Origin of the sequence: Pseudodesulfovibrio portus, assembly GCF_026000375.1 — a bacterium.
Classification (GTDB): domain Bacteria; phylum Desulfobacterota; class Desulfovibrionia; order Desulfovibrionales; family Desulfovibrionaceae; genus Pseudodesulfovibrio; species Pseudodesulfovibrio portus.
In genome coordinates this window covers 1,114,539-1,132,866 of sequence record NZ_AP026708.1, presented here as the reverse complement: position 1 = coordinate 1,132,866, position 18,328 = coordinate 1,114,539, and the positions used below count along the sequence as shown (strand labels likewise).

The window sequence follows — 18,328 nt, the reverse complement described above, 5'->3', positions numbered from 1 at the left end:
TTACAGGTACAGGTCCCGCTCTCCCGCCTCCATCCGGACCAGGCGTTCGGTCAACAGCTTTTTCCGGTCGGGGTCGGGGTAGTTGTCCACTTCGTTCTTGATGAGGGCCTCGCCGATCCGTTTGGTCTCTTCCGAGGCGTAGTCCTCCAGGTATTCCTTGAAGGTCAGCAGCCCGTTGGGCAGGCAGAATTTCTGGATGAATCCGGTCTTGGCCAGTTCCATGAAGTGCTCGCCGGTGCGGCCCAGCCGGTAGCACGCCGTACACCAGGACGGCACGTAGCCGTGATCCCCGGCCACGGACCGGATGACCTCGTCCAGGCTGCGGCTGTCGCCGACGCAGAACTGCTGCACGTCCGGGCGGTCGTATTCCGGGTCGGAATACGCGCCGGGATAGGTGCGGGAGCCGCCCGAGATCTGGGATACCCCGAGCTCCATCAGTTCCCTGCGGAACTCGGCGGTTTCCCGCGTGGTCAGGATGAGCCCCGTGTAGGGCACGGCCAGCCGGAGCACGGACACGATCTTCTTGAATTCGTGGTTCGTGGTCGGATAGGGCGGATTGTAGGCGATGTCCGAGTTCAGGGCGGGTTCGAGCCGGGGGAAGGAGATGGTGTGCGGTCCCACGCCCCAGTCGCGTTCGAGCTGGCGGGCATGGTGGAGCAGCCCGAGCACCTCGTAGACCGGGTCGTACAGGCCGAAGAGCGCGCCCATGCCCACGTCGTCGATGCCCGCTTCCTGCGCCCGGTGCATGGCGTGCAGCCGCCACAGGAAGTTGGTCTTGGGCCCGGCGTGGTGCAGCTTCTCGTAGGTGGGCCGGTGGTAGGATTCCTGGAAGCACTGGTAGGTGCCGATGCCCACCTCGTGAAGCTGTTTGAAGCCGTCCACGTCAAGGGGCGCGCAGTTGATGTTGACCCGGCGGATTTCGCCGCTCTTGGCCGAGGTCACGGCGTAGACGTCCCGCACGGTCTGGGCGATCCAGTCCGCGCCCAGCGTGGGGTGCTCTCCGTAGACGAGGAGCAGCCGCTTGTGCCCGAGGTCCTCGAGCACGGTGACTTCGGCCCTGATCTCCTCTGAGCTCAGGGTGCGCCGGTCCAATTCCTTGTTGGAGGCCTTGAACCCGCAGTACTGGCAGCGGTTCTTGCATTCGTTGGTGATGTACAGCGGTGCGAAGACCACGATGCGGTTGCCGTAGATGGCTTTCTTGATGGTGATGGCGGTCTCGAAGATGGCCTCGTCCAGGTCCCTGTCCTTGTTTCGCAGCAGGGCGGCGGCCTCATCCGGGTCCAGTCCCTGTTTCTCGCGGGCCTTGGCCAGAATTTCCCTGATACGTCCCGGGTCCGGATTCTCGAACCGGGCCATTTCCTCCCGGATGGTCGCCTCGTCCACGAAATTGTGCAGGCCTTGGCCCAGCGTGTTGTCCTGTTTCATTGGTTGCCTCCCTGGTTCACACCAGAAGTGATTTGACCCGAACGCCGTCCAGATTGCCCAGCTTGCCGGTCAGCGCCCCCACCTCGTCGGTGGTGGCTTCGATGATCAGGTCGATTATGCTCACGCCCCTGTCCCTGAAGGGCAGGCCCATGCGCCCGACGATGATGTCCCCATAATCGCTCAGGATGGTGTTGACGGTCGCGGCCGCCTTTTGCCTGTCCTTGATGATGATGCCGACGATACCGAGTCGCTTCTGCATCACGTATCCTCCTGTTGGTGGCTTGCTCCGTAAAGAGAAGAGCCCGGTTTAGCACTCCCGGGCCTTCTGCTTCGAGGGAATATGGGCGGAGCTTCTGGACGGTTCTCCCGGCCGCGGAAACGGGCAGGGCCAGTTGGCTCCACCCTGTGGTTCAGGCGAACCCTTCCCGCAGGCAGAATTTCTCCGAATGGAGGTGTTCCGGGGAAATTCTTACGAGAAAAAATATTACTAATCAAGAAAAAATTATACTGAACGCATAACTTTTTAAAAAAAGTATTACGAAACAGAGAGAGCAGCGCGGAGCGCGCGGGGTGTCTTGCAGAGTGAAACGGGGAAGGAGGGAAAAGCTTTCGGCCCTAGGATCAGAAATGTCCTCGCCGCAGGTCGAAGCTGTCAGGTCTTAGAGGTTGAACTTGAAGCCCTTGGCCTTGAGTGCAGCCAACCGCGCGCTGCGGTCCACGTAGTGGGTGTGCAGCAGGTGGTGGGACATGTGGCCGCAGGGACCTTCATGCAGGAAGCCGTCCTTGTGGTCGTAGATCTTGGCGATCATGGGGTTGTCCTGGGACTTCCTGACCTTGTAGATCTTGGCGTCGGCGTCGTACACGGACTTCTGGCGCAGGCCAACGAAGTTCATGGAGCTTGCGACCGCTTCCTTGGTCAGGTTGACGCCGAGAACGGCATATCCGGCCATGAAGCCGCAGGCCTTGATGAAACCGCGTCTGTTCATTTTCATGGTTGCTATCCTCCTTATGCGCTGACCCGGCGTGCCCGGAAACGCTTGTTGATCTTGGCCACAGTGCTGCGGAACAGGGAAGCCGTGACCTCGGGGTCGATGGGCTGGCCGCCGCCGTTAACGCAACCGCCGGGGCAGCTCATGATCTCGATGAAGTGGTACGGGGATTTCCCGGCCCTGACTTCGTCGCAGAGCTTGGCGGCGTTTGCCAGGCCGCTGGCCACGGCCACCTTGACCGTGCCGAAGCCGGGCACCGCGACATCGGCGGTGTTGATGCCTTCGTGGGTGCGCACGACCTTGATGTCCGGGTTCTTGAGGGTCTGTCCGGACAGGACCTCGTAGGCCAGGCGCAGGGCCGCTTCCATGACGCCGCCGGAGTTGCCGAAGATGGTGGCCGCGCCGGTGGAGTCGCCCAGGATCGGGTCGGGTTTCTGCGAGGGCAGCGAGTTGAAGTCGATGCCCGCAGTCTTGATCATGTAGGCCAGCTCGCGGGTATTGATGGTGGCGTCGATGTCGCGGAAGCCGCTGTCCGCCAACTCCGGGCGCAGCCCTTCGTACTTCTTGGCGATGCACGGCATGATGGAGACCGTGTAGATCTTCTTGGCCGGGGTATGGGTCTCGTGCGCTCCGTAGGTCTTGGACAGGGGGCCGAGCATGCCGATGGGAGACTTGCAGCTCGACAGGTTCGGCAGCAGGTCCGGGTAGAAGGTCTCGGTGAACTTGACCCAGCCCGGGCAGCAGGACGTGAACTGGGGCAGGGGGCGGGCGCCCTTCTTGCCCTGTTCCTTGACCCGCTGGATGAGTTCGGTGCCTTCTTCCATGATGGTCACGTCGGCGGTGAACTCGTTGTCCCAGATGTAGTCGAAGCCGAGCTTGCGCAGGGCCGCGTGCATCTGGCCGCCGACATAGGTGCCGGTGGGCGCGCCGAAGCTTTCGCCCAGGCCGTACCGGACGGCGGGGGCGGGCATGGACACGACCACGGTGTCCGGGTCCTGCAGCTTTTCGAAGATCTCGTCCACAAAGGACACGCCTTCGTAGATGGCGCTGTAGGGACAGTTGGTCAGGCACTGGCCGCAGTTCATGCAGGCCGCCGGGTCCACGACCGCACGAATGCCGTCTTCGTTGATGGCCTGGATCGCGCCTGTGGCACAGACCTCTTCACACGTGCCGCATGCCTCGCATTTGGTGGGATCGACCTGGACAAAGAAAATTCCGTCCGGGTCGATGCCCTTGGGGGCGTTGGTTTGAGCCATCACGCCTTCAATCTTTTTCATCGTTCCCTCCTTGTTGGGGTGGATTGAAGACAAGTCCACCGGCGCAACTGCCGGAGCTGACTTGGGTGTGCATCCTGACATGGGATACCCTCCTCGGCTAACGGGACCTGTCGGGAAAGAATCGGAGCCGTTAGCACAAATATGAAATTAATAACACAATAGAGGTACTATTTTAAAAAGGATATCCATGTCAAGGTGTCAGAACGTCTTGGCGCGGTTGTTTTCACAATCGGTCGGGGTCGGCCTTTTCGGCCTGGAATGGGAGGAATCGGAAGGATCCTCAGGGGGATTCGCCGGTCCGGATTCGGGCAGGCGGGGCGGCGGTCAGGATTGCTCGTCCGCCAGCCTGACGTTGAGCGAGCCCAGTTCGGGCAGGAACCGGGTCAGGATGAAGTCCCGGCTCTCCCTGGTCATGCGGGAGCGGCACAGATAGCGCAGGGTGATGCGCACGCCGCCGGAGGCCAGGTCCACATAGCCCCTGGGTGTCAGCCTGTTGAAGAAGATGCTCCGTTTCTCGAACACCCGCTTTACCCGTTCCAGATCGATTTTTTCGGATACGTAATAGGCATTGATCAGGTCGAGGAGCCGTTCCCTGGCCTTTTCCCAATCGCTTTCCGGGGTGAGGACGATGCGCAGCTCCGTCCATACGTATCCCGCCCCCCGGGTGGAGTTGACCACCGGCAGGGTCAGGGTCAGTGCGTTGGGGACCTTGATGAGCCGCCCCGTGGAGTGGTTGGTGGAGTCGGTCCTGCCGGTTTCCAGCAGGGTGAAGTAGAGGATGCCCTTGTCGATGACGTCGCCGGAAAAATCGCCGATTTCCACCCGGTCACCGATGGCGAAGACCTCCCGCCAGAAGATCACGAACGAGCCGAGAAAGTTGAGGATCAGCTCCTTGGAAACGATGGTCAGCGCAGCCGCCACGATGGTCAGCGCCGTGAGGATGGGGGTGATGCCGTCCAGCCAGATGACCACCAGGGACATGGCGATCAGGAACAGGGCAGTGTATTTGATGATGAACGGAGCTTCAGTGGCCTGCCGCCCCTTGTGCGTGGCTACGGACACCGCGATCCTGGCCAGGATCAGGATGGCCAGGGTCAGGGCCAGGCTCAGCAGCGCCTTGACCACGTATGGGTTGTTCAGGAATTCCTGCATGGGTTTCTCCGTTGTGTAATCAGTGGACACCGTTCCTATCACCGTTGTATGAAAGGTTGCAATGAAAAGCCACGACCAATCCCGCTGACCGAGGAGGGGACAGTGTTTGATTTTCTCAAGTGGAACAGCGTCAAGTTGGATGCGGCCCCGGGAACTCTCGTCTATGCCGGGGAGAAACGCGATTTCACCCCGTCCGTGACGACGTATTCCTACAGGTCGGACAAGGTCACGGAGGAGTGCGTGCTCTCTGCGGACGGCATTGTCTTCGAGCCGGATTGCATCAATTTTCTCATCGCCACCGGCATCCATCAGCCGGACATGGTCAAGGGCATCGGCGCGAAGCTCTCCATCCCGCCCCTTTTCCTGGAGGACGTGCTCAACACCGGGCAGCGACCGCATTTTGTCTGGGCGGACGACGACACCGGATTCATCGTCATGAAGCACATGATGGTCGCGGACGGCCTGCTCAAGTCCGAGCAGGTCAGCCTGTTCTGGCGGGACAATCTGGTGGTGGCGTTCCTGGAACGGGAGAGCGACCTGCTGGACGGCATCCTGGCCCGCATCCACAAGGGAAAGGGGCGCATCCGTAACTCCGACTCGTCATACCTGATGGTGGCCATCCTCGACGCCCTGGTGGACCAGCATATGCTGGCCTTGGCCCGGTTCGGCGAGGCGGCCCAGGCACTCGAAGGCAGGTTGAGCAGCGGGATTTCCGACGACATGCTGGGCGAACTCTATGAATTGAAACGAGAGACCATCCTGCTGCGCAACACCCTGGTGCCCATCCGGGAAATATTCAAGTCCCTGCTCCGGGACGACACCGAGATATCGGAGCAGGTCCATCCTTTCCTCGTGGACGTGGTCGGCCACCACGAGCAGACCCTGGAAGGGGCCACGGCACTGCACGACATCCTCAAGTCCATGATCGACTATCAGATCTCACTCATCGGCATCAGAACCAACAAGGTCATGCAGCTCCTGACCGTCATCGCCACCATATTCATCCCGCTGACCTTCATTGTCGGGGTGTACGGCATGAACTTCAAGTATATGCCGGAACTGGAATGGTATTACGGCTATTATATAGTCATGGCCGTCATGGGCGTGGTCGGTGTGGGCATGTTCTTCTATTTTTACCGGAAGAAGATGCTCTGACCGACCGGGCCGACCTGTTGAAGGTTTGGGGCGACTTGGTTATGCTGCGCCGCAACTGACGAGGAGCGCATCATGACACCGGCCATCCACGCGGCGAAAAGGGCGAAGATCGCCTACGCCGTCCACGAATACGAACACGATCCGTCGGCGGATTCCTACGGCCTGGAAGCGGCTGAAAAGCTCGGCCTGGACCCGGCCAGGGTGTTCAAGACCCTGGTGGTGGCCGCCGGGCCCGAACTGGTGGTGGCGGTGCTGCCCGTTGCCTGTCGGCTCAACCTCAAGCGGCTGGCCAAGGCCGTGGGCGCGAAAAAGACGGCCATGGCCGACGTCAGGCAGGTGGAACGGGTGACCGGCTATGTGGTCGGCGGCGTGAGCCCGCTCGGCCAGAAGAAGCCGCTGCCAACGGTCATCGACGAATCCGCGTTCGATCAGGACACCATTTTCGTCAGCGCCGGGCGCCGGGGCCTGGAGGTCGAGCTCTCCCCCCGCGATCTGGCCGACCTGACCGGAGCGTCCTTTTCGCCCGTGGCCCAATAACCCCCTTCGCACACGCCGTTTCGGCCCGATCCCGTCCTCCGCATGGCGGTATGGGAGAAAAAAACCGATTATCTGGACGGCAAGCCTATATTTGTTTTATCGTCTTCAGTGAGGTGTGCCTATCCCATGGACATGGCCGCATCTGCATGATCGAAGAGGACCGGTTGACCGATTCCGGGTGTCATCTGCAATCCACGTGGAACATGAACAGACGAATTGCAACCAGAACGCTTTTTTTCGGGGTGGCCTTCCTGGCTGGCGCGGCCTTCCTGACAGGGTTGTCGTTTGTTCAGAAGATGGCGACGGGAATCGATCCGTTTCGGCTGACGACCTATGTCGTTTCCTTTCTGGTCGGCGGAACGACCGGCCTGCTCGTTGGCTATTTCTTCTATATCCTCAAAGCGGCGAACACCCGCCTGGCGGCCGCAGAGGCCCTGCAGCGGACCCTGCTCGACACCATCGACGTCGGCGTGTTCATCATTGACGACAAGACCAAGGTCATCGAGAAGGTGAACCACCATGTGCTGGACCTCATGGGAACCGCTGAAGGCGACGTGGTGGGCAAGACCGCCCCGCTGGTCATCTGCGACCACGGCTCTCGGGAGTCGGATGGTCCCGTCACGGCAGAGGACAAGGCGGAATGCATCCTGCTCACCCCGGGCAAGGCCCCCATCCCCGTCCTTCGCTCGGTGAAGCGCCTGAACCTCGGAGGGGAGGATAAACGGCTTGAAACCGTGGTCAGCATCTCCCGCCAGAGAAAGGCCGAATCCCTGCTGGAGAGCGAAGCCCAGCGGCGCAGGGTGCTTTTGGAAAAGAGCAATGACGGCATAGTCATCATTGACCAGGAGCACCGGATTATCGAAGCCAATGAGCAGTTCGCCGCCATGCTGGGCTATTCTGCGGAAGAGGTCGTCGGCTTGCACACCTGGGATTATGAGGTGAACACGTCAAGGGATGAAATATTAAATAATTTCGAAGACCTGACCAAGATAAACAAGATATTTGAAACTGTTCATCGGCGCAAGGACGGCTCCTCCTACGATGTGGAAGTGAGTGCGCGGGGCCTTCTGGCGGGCGGTGTGCCGCTCATCCTGGCCATCTGCCGGGACATCTCCGACCGGAAACGCTTCGAAGCCGCCCTGGTGGAGGCCAAGCAGGCCGCTGAATCCGCCTCCAAGGTCAAGAGCGAGTTCCTGGCAAACATGAGCCATGAAATCCGCACTCCCATCAACGGCATCATGGGCATGCTGCAGTTGATGAACACAACGGAACTGACGGAAGAGCAGCATGAGTTCATCGAATATGCGCTTCAGGCGAGCAACAGGCTGATCCGGCTGTTGTCGGATATTCTCGACCTGACCCGGGTCGAGTCGGGCCGCATGGAAATCGTTGCCGAGCCCTTCAGCCCGGCCGATATCATGGAGAGCATGCTCCATCTCTTCGCCCCTGCCGCCAGAGAGCAGGGGATTGAGTTGCGGGTTCAGGTCAGCCCGGATGTCCCGGCCAGACTCAATGGCGACGCCGTGCGCACCCAGCAGATTCTCGGCAATCTGGTCGGCAACGCCCTCAAGTTTTCCGAGGCAGGCAGGGTCGACGTGGACGTCCGTCCGCTGCCGATCCACGCCGAGGGCGAGTGTCGGTTGCTGTTCACGGTTTCCGATAACGGGCCCGGCATAGCCGACGAGCAGCTGGCGCGGGTGTTCACGCCCTTTACCCAGGTCGACGGAAGCTACCGCCGCCGTTTCCAGGGCGCGGGACTTGGCCTGGCCATCTGCGCGCGTCTCTTGGAGTTGATGAACGGCACCATGGCCGTGGATAGCGAGCTCGGCGTCGGTTCACAATTCTATTTCAGCATTCCCTTCAAAATCGCCGAGCCTGCGGCCTCTGTCGCCGGGAAACGCATGGGGCCTGTTCTCGTGACGGGTGTGAAAGTCCTGTTGGCCGAAGACGACGGTACGTCGCGCCTGTTCGCCCGGCGAGTCCTTGAAAAAGGCGGGCATACGGTGACGGTCGTGGAAAACGGGGAGCAGGCTCTGGACGCCCTGCGAGCCGAGCCCTTCGACATCCTGCTCGTGGATATTCAGATGCCCGTTCTGGACGGCATGGAAACCATGAAGGCGCTCCGTCGCGGTGACGCCGGGGAAACGAACAGGGACATCCCGGCAATCGCCCTGACCGCCCATTCCATGGCCGGGGACAAGAACAGGTTCCTGGAAGCGGGCATGAACTGGTACGTGTCCAAGCCCCTGGATTCCGACACCCTGCTGGGGGCAGTGGCCTCGGTTTTAGAAACCGACCTCCAGGATACCGCCTGAGTGGACGGAATTCGGGAGTTTTTTCCGTCCCGGACTGGTCAAGGTGCAATTCTTTTAGCCCATGCACCAAAAAACCGTATGGTTTTTGAGCCTGGAAAATGGATATTTTCAGACTGCACCACGTTTTGACACCAGTTTTTTCGATAGTTTGATTTTTGATGCCTATCTGTCCGAAATACTGATTTATTCCCCAAAAAATAAAGACGCTTTTCAGTCTTGAAGGAGCTTCCCGCAGTTGGTGGCTAGGTTGCAACCGGCTGGAAATGTGGATGTAAATTGGTTTGGTGCCAGAACGTGATCAAGTCTGAGCACATTGTCTGGATGTGTCGTCTTCTCATAGGGGTTGATTGTGCCCGTGTGGGCATAATAAATATCTACGGACGGACTATGCTGAATCAGACGGCCGGACAGGCACCCGGTATTGAAGCGGGGCAGGATTTCACCTTCGAGGGGTTCGTGGAGCTGGCCACGTGGTTTCACAATTATCCCGCACCCGGGTTGCTGCTCGGCGGCTACATGGTGGAAGAGGCCAAGCGCCACATCCCGGAGGGCGTGCTCTTCGACGCCGTGAGCGAGACGTCCTGGTGTCTGCCGGACGCGGTCCAGCTCCTGACACCCTGCACCATCGGCAACGGCTGGCTGCGGGTCGTCAACGCGGGCGTCTACGCCGTGTCCCTGTTCGACAAGCATACCGGAGAGGGCGTTCGCGTCCGCCTTGACCCGGCCAAGCTCGAATCCTTCCCCCATACCCTGTGCTGGCTGATGAAGACCCGTCCCAAATCGGAACAGGACTCCGAGGCCCTGCGCCGGGAAATCCGGGACCACGGGCTCGAGATGCTGAGCGTGGAGAAGGTGACCGTCAAAGCCGAGGTCGTGCGCAAGCGGAGCAAGGGAGCCATCTCCCTGTGTCCCATTTGCGGGGACGCCTATCCCGACTTTCACGGCTCCATCTGCCGGTCCTGCGCCGGGGACTCCCCGTATCTCGACGACAGGTCCGCGACCGTGGTCATGGACATCAAGGAATCCATTCCGTCCACACCCGTGGAAGAGAGCCTCGGCAAAACCATTGCCCACGACATGACGCGCATCGTTCCCGGTCGGTCCAAGGGAGTGGCCTTTTCGCGCGGGCACGTGGTCACGGCGGGCGATGTCTGCCGGTTGCAGCAGATGGGCCGCTTCAACCTGTATGTGGACCAGGAAGCCCCGGCGGGGTTCATCCATGAAGACGACGCGGCCCGGGCCTTTGCCGGTCGGATGTGCGGCGACGGCGTCAGGGCCGAGGGCGAACCGTGCGAGGGACGGATCAACATGGTCGCCGCCCGCGACGGCATCCTCGTCTTCAACGATTCGGTCCAGCGCGCGTTCAACTCGCTCCAGGACGTCATCGTCTCCTCGCGGCACGAATACAGCCTGGTGCGCGAGGGGCGCCGCGTGGCGGCCACCAGGGCCATTCCCCTGTTTATCGACCGGAATATCTACGGCCGTGCCCTGGCCATCCTCAACGGCACGCCGCTGTTTTCCGTGGCTCCCCTGCGCAACGCCAAGGTCGGACTGCTCATCACCGGCAACGAGGTGTTCAAGGGGTTGATCGAGGATCGTTTCGAGGAAGTCATCCAGGCCAAGGTGGCCCAATACGGCGGACGCATCGTTGAGACCCTGATACGGCCGGACGACGCCGTCGAGATCGCGGGCGCAGCCAGCGGACTGGAAAAGATCGGGTGCGATCTGATCATCACCACGGCAGGCCTTTCCGTGGACCCGGACGACGTCACCCGGATCGGCCTGGCCCGGGCCGGGCTGACCGATATCCTCTACGGCATGCCGGTCCTGCCCGGAGCCATGACCCTTGTGGGCCGCATCGGCAACGCCCGGGTCCTCGGCGTACCGGCTTGCGCCCTGTTCCACAAGACCACCAGCCTGGACCTGATGCTGCCCCGGCTGTTGGCGGACCTGCCCATCACCCGCAGCGACGTTGCCAAGCTGGGCAACGGCGGGATGTGCATGGAGTGTGCGTCCTGCACATTCCCCAAATGTCCTTTCGGGAGGTAGATCATGCTGAATCCAGATCCCGTCACGTCCATCAAATCCGCAACCCGAATCGGTCCCACCATGAGGATCCACCTCTGGTTCGAAACCAGCGGGGGCGTCGTTTTCGGCCTCGGCCGGTTGCAACTGCTCCGCCAGGTGGAGCGGTGCGGCTCCCTCAAGGCTGCGGCCGAGTCCCTGGGCATGTCCTACCGGGGGGCCTGGGGCAAGATCAAGGCCACCGAGGAAGTGATCGGCCAGAAACTCATCGAGCGGGCCGCCAGCCGCCGCGCCGGGTACCACCTCACGCAGTACGGCCTGGGCATTGCCAAGAGCTTTGACGAGTGGTTCCGTGAAGTTGAGTCCTACGCCCTGTCCAAAAGCCGGGAATTACTGCCTTTTTCTCTTGAAAAATACGAGTGAGCGGCTTTCTCGCCTTTTCAATATGTTAAATATAACATATTGATTTAATTGAATTTTATGATATCTTGATGCTGCTCGAACATCGTGTTCGGGGAAACCATTGCCGGGTGCAGTGCGCACGGCAAACAGCAAGGAGGCCACAGGTATGAAACTCGACCGCCGAAGCTTCATGAAGCTCGCAGGCTCGTCAGCGGCGTGTCTCACCCTCGGGCAGCTCGGAGTCAGTCTGGCTCCGGTCAAGGCCTATGCCTCGGGAATCAAGATTTCCGGTGCAAAAGAGGTTGTGACGGTCTGTCCGTTCTGTTCGGTGAGCTGTCACGTGATCGGTTACGTCAAGGACGGGAAGCTGGTTAACGCAGAGGGCGACCCGGACTACCCCATCAACGAAGGTTCGCTGTGCGCCAAGGGTGCGGCCATGTTCAGCATGACCACCGGCAAGCACCGGCTGCAGAAGCCGCTTTACCGCGCTCCCTACAGCGACAAGTGGGAAGAGAAGGACTGGGACTGGATGTTCGACCGCATCGCGCGGCGCATCAAGGACACCCGGGACAAGGACCTTATCCTCAAGAACGAGAAGGGCGACACCGTCAACCGACTCGAATCCATGTTCCTGCTGGGCACCTCCCACGCAGGCAACGAAGAATGCGCAATTGCCCATCAGGCGATGCGCGGCCTGGGCGTCGTCCACATGGACCACCAGGCAAGGATCTGACACAGCGCAACTGTTGCGGCTCTGGGAGAGTCGTTCGGACGCGGTGCGATGACCAACCACTGGATCGACATCAAGAATGCCGATTCAATCCTCATAATGGGCAGTAATGCTGCCGAACATCATCCGATCTCATTCAAGTGGGTGTTGAAGGCCAAGGACAAGGGCGCCACAGTCATGCATGTGGACCCGAAGTTCTCCCGTACATCCGCCAGGTCGGACTTCCATGTCCCCCTGCGGTCCGGCACGGATATCGCTTTCCTGGGCGGCATGATCAAGTACATCCTCGACAACGAGAAATACTTCAAGGAATACGTCGTTGAATACACCAACGCCGCGCTCGTCGTGGGCAAGGAGTTCGGTTTCAAGGACGGCCTCTTCACCGGTTACGACGAGAAGACCCGGACCTACGACAAGTCCAAATGGGGCTTCGAACTGGACAAGAACGGCGTGCCCAAGCGGGACAAGTCGTTGAAGAACCCCCGGTGTGTCCTCCAGCTGATGCGTGAGCATTACAGCCGGTACGACATCGATACCGTCTCGGCCACCACCGGCGTTTCCGCCGAAAACCTGATGAAGGTCTACAAGAACTTCGCGGCAACGGGTCGCGGCGACAAGGCCGGTACGGTCATGTACGCCCTGGGCTGGACCCAGCATACCGTCGGCGTGCAGAACATCCGCTCCGCCGGTATCATCCAACTCCTGCTGGGCAACATCGGCGTGGCCGGCGGCGGCATCAACGCCCTGCGCGGCGAGCCCAACGTTCAGGGTTCCACCGACCACACCCTGCTGTACCACATCATCCCCGGCTACATGGCCATGCCGCACAACGGCTGGCAGACCTATGACGAGTACGTCAAAGGCAATACTCCGGTTTCCGGCGACCCGCAGTCGGCCAACTGGTGGCAGCACAAGCCCAAGTACTTCGCTTCACTGCTGAAAGCGTGGTACGGCGATCACGCCACCAAGGAAAACGGTTTCTGCTACGAATTGCTGCCGAAGATCGAGAAGGGCGGGGACTATTCCTACCTCTATCTCTTCGACCGCATGTACCGGAACAAGATTCGCGGCGGCATCATCATCGGCCTCAACCCGATGAACTCCGTGCCCAACTCCAACAAGCTCAGGAAGGCGCTGGACAACCTGGAGTGGCTCGTCACTTCGGAACTCCATCACTCCGAGACCACCGACAACTGGCACCGCCCCGGCGTTGACCCGAAGAAGGTCAAGACCGAGGTGTTCCTGCTGCCGTCGGCACACAGGTTGGAAAAGGAAGGCTCGGTGACCAACTCCGGCCGCTGGCTGCTCTGGCACTACAAGGCCGTGGAGCCCGCCTTCCAGGCCAAGCCCTTCGGCGACATGTTCTGCGGCTTCATGGGCCGTTTGCAGAAACTGTATGCCAAGGAGGGCGGCAAGCTGCCCGAGGCCGTGACCTGGCTGGACTACCCGGAAGCCTACGATCCCGACGATCTGTGCCAGCGCATCAACGGCCGTTTCACCCAGGATGCCGAGGTCAAGGGCAAGAAGTACAAGAAGGGCCAGCAGGTTCCTTCCTTCACCGCCCTGAAGGACGACGGTTCGACCATGAGCCTGAACTGGCTCTACGCCGGTTCCTATACCGAGGAAGACGGCAACAAGGCCAAGCGCCGCTCCACCGAACAGACCGCCATGCAGAAGAACATCGGCCTGTACCCCAAGTGGGCCTGGTGCTGGCCGGTCAACCGCCGCATCCTCTACAACCGCGCTTCCGTGGACCTCAACGGCCGGCCGTACAACAAGGCCAAGGCCGTTATCGAGTGGAAGGACGGCAAGTGGGTGGGCGACGTGCCCGACGGCGGCTGGCCGCCCATGGCCACCGGCAAGGGACGCTATCCGTTCATCATGCACAAGCACGGCTTTGGCCAGCTCTTCGGCCCGGGCCGCATGGACGGCCCGTTCTCCGAGCACTATGAGCCGGTGGAAACGCCCGTAAACAAGAACCTGTTCTCGAAGCAGCTCAACAGCCCGGTCTACAAGTTCGTTACGAGCGACATGGACAAGCTGTGCAAGCCTGCTGATCCCGAGTACCCCGTCGTGCTGACTACGTACAGCCTGACGGAGCACTGGTGCGGCGGCGGCGAGACCCGCAACGTGCCCAACCTGCTTGAGGCCGAGCCCCAGCTCTACGTCGAGATGAGCCCGGAACTGGCCGAGGAAAAGGGCATCAAGAACGGTGACGGCGTCATTGTCGAATCCATTCGCGGTCGGGTCGAGGCCATCGCCATGGTCACGGTCCGCATGCGCCCGCTCCTGGTGCACGGACGCATCATCCACGAAATCGGCATGCCGTTCTGCTTCGGCTGGACCACGCCGGGTACCGGTGATTCCACCAACAGGCTCACGCCTTCCGTTGGTGACCCGAACACCACCATCCCGGAATTCAAAGCCTGCTGCGTAAACATTCGCAAGGCCAACAAGCTCACCGAGCTGGCAACCTAAAGGAGTACGCCATGCCCAAGACGATATTCGTAGATACGTCCCGCTGCACCGCGTGCCGCGGTTGTCAGATAGCCTGCAAGGAGTGGCATGAGCTGCCCGCCAACAAGACCACGCAGTACAAGTGGGGCAGCCACCAGAACCCGCAGGATTTGAATCCCAACAACTACAAACTCGTCCGTTTCAGCGAGCACCTGGACAACGGCGTGATCCGCTGGAACTTCTTCCCGGACCAGTGCCGCCACTGCGAACTGGCTCCGTGCAAGGAGATGGGCGACCTGTACATAGAAGGCGCCATCGTCAGGGACGAGAAGACCGGCGCAGTGCTCTACACCGACAAGACCAAGAACTTCTCCAAGGAGCAGTTCGAGGAAATTCGCGAGTCCTGCCCGTACAACATCCCCAGGCGCAACGAGAAGACCGGGGTGCTGACCAAGTGCACCATGTGCAACGACCGCATCCACAACGGGATGCCGCCGGCCTGCGTCAAGGTGTGCCCCACCGGCACCATGAACTTCGGTGAACGCAGCGACATGCTCAAGCTCGCCGAGGCCCGGTTGGCCGTTCTCAAGAAACAGTACCCGGATGCACGGCTGGCTGATCCCGACGAAGTCAACGTCATCTATCTGCTCATCGACAAGCCGGAGAACTATCACGAGTTCGCCGTGGCCCAGGCCGACCTCGGGCCCATGTCGAAGAAGCAGTTCCTCGCCACTCTGGCGAGACCCTTCAAGGCAATGAAGGCATAACGAAAACCACCTCTCCCTCCGGGGCCGGGATGTCGGAACGCGACTTCCCGGCCCCATCGGAGAGCACGGAGCACTGCATGAAGACTGCTTCTGCACAGAAAATCGTTGATTCAACCCTGGAATCCATCAAAAAGCGCGTCCCCGCCTACAGCGAGCTGGCCGACCGGTTCGGTCCGCTCTTCCTGACCAAGGGCAAGGTGCGGGACGACCTCCTCGACAAACTCCCCGACCCGCCCGCCGTGGATACGGCCCGGCTGGTGGCCGGAGTTCCCCTGCTGATCGACGAGGACCTCTCCTTATGGGTGGAGGCCATGGAGGCCTCGCGAGACGAATTGTTGCCGGAAGTGATCGAAGTGCTCCGATTGGAGGCGGATGCGGCCAAGGCCCTGCAAGGCCATCTGGCCGATCCTGTCAACCTCGTGGGACTTGCCCAGGCCCGGATCGAGGGCAACTGGAAACACTTTGAGAACACCTCCGTACAGCTCGGCATCGGGCATTCACCGTCATTGCTGTATATTTCAGAGACCGTTTTCGGTCCTGTCCTCTGTGCTATGGTCGACGGCATGGGCAAGTCCCTGTCCGATATTACCTGGGACAGGGGGTACTGCCCCGTATGCGGTTCCTCCCCGTCCATATCCTATCTTTCCCCCAAGGAAGTCTCCGATCTCGACCACCTGGTGGGGGGCGGCGGAAAGAAGTACCTGCACTGTTCCCTGTGCGGGCACGACTGGCGCTATCGGCGCAACGCCTGCGTTGCCTGCGGCAACGACGAGAACGACAGCCGCGAGATCTTTTACGTGGACGACATCAGGTACGAGCGGATCGAAGCCTGCCACAAGTGCGGCAAGTACTGCCTGAACGTGGACCTGCGCGAATTCGAGCCGCATCCGCACCTGGACGTGGTCCAGATGGGGCTCATTCATCTCGACATCTTCGCCCGCAACAACGAACTCGTCCCGGTGACCCCGACCCTGTGGAACGCCGCGGATTAGGTGGGATGCCATGCCGACCTCGCACCTCAGGATAGTCGCCGCGCCCCAGGGGGCGCAGGAGGACGACCGGCCGGACGCCGGGACGTCGCAACTGGCCTTCCCGGCCACGCTGCAGCGGTACGAGGGCGGCAGGCTCGCCTATCACAAGGATTCGATCGCGGTGGAGGCCCCCCTCCGGCTCCAGGTGGAAGGGGTGCTCGACACCACGCTCTCCAGAACTCCCGGCGACGACATGAACCTCGTCGCCGGGCATCTGTTCTCCCTGAATATGATTCGCGGGAGCGAGGACCTGTCCAACGTGACCTTCAACTACCGGGGGCGGACACGGGTTTCCGTCGTCCTCAAGACCACCGGCGCAATGCGGCGGCTCTTCCCGTCGCCCCGTCCGGTACGGGTCAGGGCCGAGCGGCTGTTCGACTTCAAGGAGACGTTCGAGCGGCGTCAGAACCTGTTCAAGTCCACCGGATCGACCCACGCGGCGGCCCTGTTTTCCGCTTCCGGCGAAATGATCGCCTTCGGCGAGGACGTGGGCAGGCACAACGCCTTTGACAAGGCCATAGGCCGCTCCCTGCTCGAGGGGACCCTGGACGAGGTGGCCATCGCCATGCTCTCCTCCCGGCTGGCCCTCGAGCTGGCGGTCAAGGCCCAGGCCGCCAACATCCCCATCCTCTGCGGCTTCTCCGCCGCCACCAGCTCCGGCATCGACTATGCCGAGCGCAACAACCTGACCCTGGTGGGCCGCCTCCGCAACGGCTCCTTCTACCTCTATTCCAACGGCTGGCGCATCCTGTCCTGACTGGTTGCCGTGCTGCCCGGCGGCCTCCGGATTCCGGTTGCCGCCCCTGTCGCCTCCGGCCCTGCGTAGCCAGTATTTGCGTTCCGTGCCTCTTGACGCAGACTAATCTATCTTTTACATCCTTTTTGTGTCACCAAAACTATAATTATGACATGAAATGGTAATTAAAATCATATTCGTCTTGAATCCGGAGGTCCCGTGCGCGTCCCGAACAGCTTTCTCGCCTGTCTGTTGATTCTGTTTTCGGCTGTCCCGGCTGTTGCCGGACAGCGAACCGTTGCCGACTCCTCCGGCAAGGCGGTGGCCATCCCCGAGACGGTTCGCAACGTCATCTGTTCCGGGTCCGGGTGTCTGCGGCTGCTGACGTATCTTCAGGCCCAGGACATGATCGTGGCCGTGGACGACATTGAGACCCGGCGCAAGCAGTTCGACGCCCGTCCCTACGCCCTGGCCAATCCCCAGTTCAAGAAAATGCCCATCTTCGGCCAGTTCCGCGGCTTCGACAACCCGGAACTGATCCTGAGCCTGGAGCCGCAGCCGGACGTCATCCTCAAGACCTATTCTTCCTCCATGGGCTATGACCCGGTGGAACTGAACGAGAAGACCGGCATCCCGGTCATGGTCCTGAACTACGGCGACCTCGGCAAGCTCAGGCCCGACCTGTACAGGTCCCTGCGCATCATGGCCGAGGTGGTGGGCAAAGAGGACCGCGCCGAGGCGGTGATCGAGTTCATAGAGGGCCAGATCAAAGACCTCGTGGCTCGGACGGCCGACGTGCCCGACGACGGTTGCCCGTCGGTCTTCGTGGGCGGCGTGGCCTTCAAGGGACCGCACGGGTACCAGTCCACGGAGCCCGCCTACCCCCCGTTCAAGTTCGTCAAGACCAACAACCTGGCCTATGACGTGCGACTCTCCGGCAAGGAGCTGCGTCACTCGGACGTGGCCAAGGAGATGATCGTCCAGTGGAACCCCGATTACCTGTTCCTCGACCTGTCCACGCTCCAATTGGGCAACGAGGCCGGAGGGTTGTTCGAGCTGAAGACCGACCCGTCATACCAGACGCTGACGGCGGTGCAGGGGGGCAAGGTCTACGGCCTGCTCCCCTACAACTGGTACACCCAGAACTACGGGTCCATCCTGGCCAACGCCTTCTACGTCGGCAAGCTGCTCTATCCCGATCGGTTCGCTGACGTGGACCCGGCGGCCAAGGCGGACGAGATATTCACCTTCCTGGTGGGCAAGCCGGTCTTCAAGGACATGGACGCCATGTTCCAGGGGCTCGCCTACAAACCCATTCCCCTGAACTGAC

The 18,328-nt window shown here is 61.0% G+C and carries 15 protein-coding genes; 10 read left to right on the top strand and 5 right to left on the bottom strand.

Annotated elements, in window-relative coordinates:
* The 5 genes from hydG to OO730_RS05390 form a co-directional block, all read right to left on the bottom strand.
* A complete protein-coding gene (hydG, locus tag OO730_RS05410; protein WP_264983564.1) occupies positions 1–1,425 on the bottom strand; it encodes a [FeFe] hydrogenase H-cluster radical SAM maturase HydG in 1,425 nt (474 codons plus the stop codon).
* A gap of 16 nt (positions 1,426–1,441) precedes the next feature.
* Positions 1,442–1,684 (bottom strand): TM1266 family iron-only hydrogenase system putative regulator, encoded by a 243-nt coding sequence (locus OO730_RS05405; RefSeq protein WP_264983563.1) that lies wholly within the window; start codon positions 1,682–1,684, stop codon positions 1,442–1,444.
* Positions 1,685–2,084: 400 nt separating this feature from the next.
* On the bottom strand, positions 2,085–2,417 hold the full coding sequence (locus tag OO730_RS05400; RefSeq protein ID WP_264983562.1) for an iron hydrogenase small subunit: 333 nt from the start codon (positions 2,415–2,417) through the stop codon (positions 2,085–2,087).
* A 14-nt stretch (positions 2,418–2,431) separates the two neighbouring features.
* The gene (locus OO730_RS05395; protein WP_264983561.1) at positions 2,432–3,691 is read right to left on the bottom strand and encodes a [FeFe] hydrogenase, group A; all 1,260 of its coding nucleotides are present in this window, start codon (positions 3,689–3,691) and stop codon (positions 2,432–2,434) included.
* A 324-nt stretch (positions 3,692–4,015) separates the two neighbouring features.
* On the bottom strand, positions 4,016–4,843 hold the full coding sequence (locus OO730_RS05390; protein WP_264983560.1) for a mechanosensitive ion channel family protein: 828 nt from the start codon (positions 4,841–4,843) through the stop codon (positions 4,016–4,018).
* Between the two features lie 102 nt (positions 4,844–4,945).
* Between OO730_RS05390 and corA the strand changes: the two genes are divergently transcribed.
* From corA to OO730_RS05340, 10 genes are all read left to right on the top strand, one after another.
* Positions 4,946–5,998, top strand: a complete 1,053-nt coding sequence (gene corA / locus OO730_RS05385; RefSeq protein ID WP_264983559.1) for a magnesium/cobalt transporter CorA — start codon at positions 4,946–4,948, stop codon at positions 5,996–5,998.
* 72 nt (positions 5,999–6,070) lie between these two features.
* Positions 6,071–6,535: a Cys-tRNA(Pro) deacylase gene (gene ybaK / locus OO730_RS05380; RefSeq protein WP_264983558.1), complete on the top strand. Its 465-nt coding sequence runs from the start codon at positions 6,071–6,073 to the stop codon at positions 6,533–6,535.
* Between the two features lie 203 nt (positions 6,536–6,738).
* Positions 6,739–8,850, top strand: coding sequence for a PAS domain-containing hybrid sensor histidine kinase/response regulator (locus tag OO730_RS05375; RefSeq protein ID WP_264983557.1), 2,112 nt, complete (start codon positions 6,739–6,741; stop codon positions 8,848–8,850).
* A gap of 387 nt (positions 8,851–9,237) precedes the next feature.
* Positions 9,238–10,899 (top strand): FmdE family protein, encoded by a 1,662-nt coding sequence (locus OO730_RS05370; protein ID WP_264983556.1) that lies wholly within the window; start codon positions 9,238–9,240, stop codon positions 10,897–10,899.
* A gap of 3 nt (positions 10,900–10,902) precedes the next feature.
* Complete coding sequence (locus tag OO730_RS05365) at positions 10,903–11,298, top strand: winged helix-turn-helix domain-containing protein (RefSeq protein WP_264983555.1); 396 nt, start codon at positions 10,903–10,905, stop codon at positions 11,296–11,298.
* A gap of 145 nt (positions 11,299–11,443) precedes the next feature.
* The gene (gene fdnG, locus OO730_RS05360; RefSeq protein WP_264983554.1) at positions 11,444–14,485 is read left to right on the top strand and encodes a formate dehydrogenase-N subunit alpha; all 3,042 of its coding nucleotides are present in this window, start codon (positions 11,444–11,446) and stop codon (positions 14,483–14,485) included.
* 11 nt (positions 14,486–14,496) lie between these two features.
* A complete protein-coding gene (locus OO730_RS05355) occupies positions 14,497–15,231 on the top strand; it encodes a 4Fe-4S dicluster domain-containing protein (RefSeq protein ID WP_264983553.1) in 735 nt (244 codons plus the stop codon).
* 77 nt (positions 15,232–15,308) lie between these two features.
* Positions 15,309–16,223, top strand: a complete 915-nt coding sequence (locus tag OO730_RS05350; protein WP_264983551.1) for a formate dehydrogenase accessory protein FdhE — start codon at positions 15,309–15,311, stop codon at positions 16,221–16,223.
* Between the two features lie 10 nt (positions 16,224–16,233).
* Positions 16,234–17,019, top strand: coding sequence for a formate dehydrogenase accessory sulfurtransferase FdhD (locus OO730_RS05345; protein WP_264983550.1), 786 nt, complete (start codon positions 16,234–16,236; stop codon positions 17,017–17,019).
* Positions 17,020–17,217: 198 nt separating this feature from the next.
* Positions 17,218–18,327 carry an iron ABC transporter substrate-binding protein gene (locus OO730_RS05340; protein ID WP_264983549.1) on the top strand — a complete coding sequence of 370 codons (1,110 nt, stop codon included), beginning with the start codon at positions 17,218–17,220 and terminating at the stop codon, positions 18,325–18,327.
* The last annotated feature ends 1 nt before the right edge of the window (position 18,328 follow it).